Annotated in this window: 2 protein-coding genes; both read left to right on the top strand. The window is 70.3% G+C overall.

What is annotated here, in order from left to right:
- Nucleotides 1-61 precede the first annotated feature (61 nt).
- Nucleotides 62-1,129: a carbohydrate ABC transporter permease gene (locus ACIQOV_RS36975; protein ID WP_401055178.1), complete on the top strand. Its 1,068-nt coding sequence runs from the start codon at nucleotides 62-64 to the stop codon at nucleotides 1,127-1,129.
- Entirely contained in the window at nucleotides 1,126-2,100 is a 975-nt protein-coding gene (locus tag ACIQOV_RS36970) for a carbohydrate ABC transporter permease (RefSeq protein ID WP_401055177.1), read from the top strand. Before ACIQOV_RS36975 ends, ACIQOV_RS36970 begins: the two co-directional genes overlap by 4 nt.
- Nucleotides 2,101-2,528 lie beyond the last annotated feature (428 nt).

Below are 2,528 nucleotides of genomic sequence, written 5' to 3'. Positions count from 1 at the left end.
CCGATCTCACCCACCCGCACCGCCCGCCCCCTTCCCACCACGCCCGAAGGGACGCACAGCCATGTCCGTACCCGGATTCCCGTCACCCGTCGCCGAGTTGGCCGCGGACCGGTTGGCCGCCGGCGGGCTGGTCGCCGAGAGACTGGCGGCCGGCACCTGGAACGACGCGGCCGTCAAGTTCGGCAACACCTTCGGCGCCGTCGCCGGCTTCCTCGGCATCCTGCTGGTGGTCTTCCTGGTCGCCGGCCGGGCCCGGGGCCGCCTGGCCCGTCCGCTGGCGGTCGCGGTGTTCCTCGGCCCGGCGGTGCTGCTGCTGGCCGTCGGCCTGGTCGTGCCGCTGGTCCGCACGGTCTACCTCAGCCTCCAGAACGACGACGGCACCCGGTTCGTCGGCGGTGAGAACTTCGGCTGGGCCCTCACCTCCGACTCGGTGCAGAAGGTGCTGGTCAACACGCTGCTCTGGCTGGTGGTCGCGCCGTTGGCGGCGACCGGGCTGGGGCTGGTACTGGCGCTGCTGGTGGACCGGATGCGCGGCCAGTCGGTGTACAAGTCGCTGATCTTCATGCCGATGGCGATCTCGCTGGTCGGCGCGTCGATCATCTTCAAGTTCGTCTACGAGTCGCGCGGTCCGGGCCAGCCGCAGATCGGTCTGCTCAGCCAGCTCGCCGTCGCGGTGGGCTGGGACGATCCGCCGAACTGGCTGCTCTCGCAGCCGCTGAACACCTTCCTGCTGATGGCGGTGATGGTCTGGGTGCAGACCGGCTTCGCGATGGTGGTGCTGTCGGCGGCGATCAAGGCGATCCCGGACGAGGTCGTGGAGGCGGCCCGGCTGGACGGCGCGAGCGGGGTGCGGCTGTTCTGGTACGTCACCGTGCCGATGATCCGCACCACGGTGATGGTCGTCCTGACCACGGTCATGATCATCACCCTGAAGGCCTTCGACATCGTCCGCACCATGACCGGCGGCAACTTCGGCACCCAGGTGCTGGCCAACGAGATGTACTCGCAGTCCTTCGTGCAGTTCAACTCCGGGCGGGGCAGTGCCCTCGCGGTGCTCCTCTTCCTCGCGGTGCTGCCGCTGGTGGCCTACAACATCCTGCAGCTGCGGAAGGAGCGTGAGGTCCGGTGACCGGGACGGACGGCCGGGAGGGGACGGCGAAGGCGGTGCGGACGGAGGGGATGGTGCGGCCGGCCGGTGCGGTGCGGCCGGTGCGGAAGGCCTTCAGCAGTCCGCTGGCCTCGGTGTTCGTGATCGCGATGACGGTGCTCTGGACGGTTCCGACGCTGGGTCTGCTGGTGACCTCGCTGCGGCCCAAGCAGGACGTGACCGCCAGCGGCTGGTGGAACGCCTTCCTCCACCCCGACCTCGGCCTCGGCAACTACCACTCGGTGCTGTTCGAGGGCGGATCCGGGGCCTCCACCGGCCTGATGCCCTTCCTGGTCAACTCGCTGGCGATCAGCATCCCGGCGACGGTCTTCCCGCTGGCACTGGCGGCGATGGCGGCGTACGCGCTGGCCTGGGTGCGGTTCCGGGGGAGCGACGCGGTCTTCTTCACGGTGTTCGCGCTCCAGGTGGTGCCGCTCCAGATGGCGCTGATCCCGCTGCTGCGGCTGTTTGCCGGCGGCGCGCACCTGGGCGCGCTGACGCTGATTCCGGCGGTGGACCTGAAGGGCAGCTACGCGCCGGTCTGGCTGGCGCACACCATGTTCGCGCTGCCGCTGGCGGTGTTCCTGCTGCACAACTTCATCGCCCAGCTGCCGCGCGACCTGATGGAGGCCGCGGTGGTGGACGGCGCCTCGCACTTCAAGATCTTCCGCTCCATCGTGCTGCCGCTATGCACCCCGGCGCTGGCCTCGTTCGCGATCTTCCAGTTCCTGTGGGTCTGGAACGACCTGCTGGTGGCGCTGACCTTCGCGGGCGGCACGCCGGAGGTGGCGCCGATGACGGTGCGGCTGGCGCAGCTGTCCGGCTCGCTCGGCGGGCGCTGGGAGCTGCTGACGGCCGGGGCGTTCCTGTCGATCGTCGTGCCGCTGATCGTCTTCTTCAGTCTCCAGCGGTACTTCGTTCGCGGGCTGCTGGCCGGGTCGGTGAAGGGGTAGCGAGGGAGTCCTTGGTGGTGAGGGCGTTCTGAACGCGTTCAGAGCTGACTTTTGAACCTGTTCAGAATGGTCTACAGTCGGCAGCGGCCGGGGCGCCGAGAACGCCCGCCGGTGGACCGCCCGACGGGTGGCCTCCGCATGCCCGCCGACCACTGAGGGGGACTCATGTCAGGTCCGTCCGTTCCCGCCGCGTCCGATTCGCCCGGTTCGCTCGGTTCACCTGGCTCGCTCTGCTCCACCGGTTCGACCCAGCCGCAGGGGGCGACCGAGGCGTCGGGGGCGACCGGGGTTCCGGGCCTGTCCGGGGCGACCGAGGAGGCCGGGGTGGCCGGCCCGACCGAGCCGCACAACCCCTATGACGCGTACGACCCGTACGGCCCGTACCGTGCGACGGGCCCCGGCCCGCAGGGACCGCAGGGACCGCAGGG

It is taken from the genome of Kitasatospora sp. NPDC091257 (genome assembly GCF_044757675.1).
In the GTDB taxonomy this organism is placed as follows: Bacteria; Actinomycetota; Actinomycetes; order Streptomycetales; family Streptomycetaceae; genus Kitasatospora; species Kitasatospora lactacystinica.
This window is presented reverse-complemented; position numbering and strand designations above follow the sequence as displayed.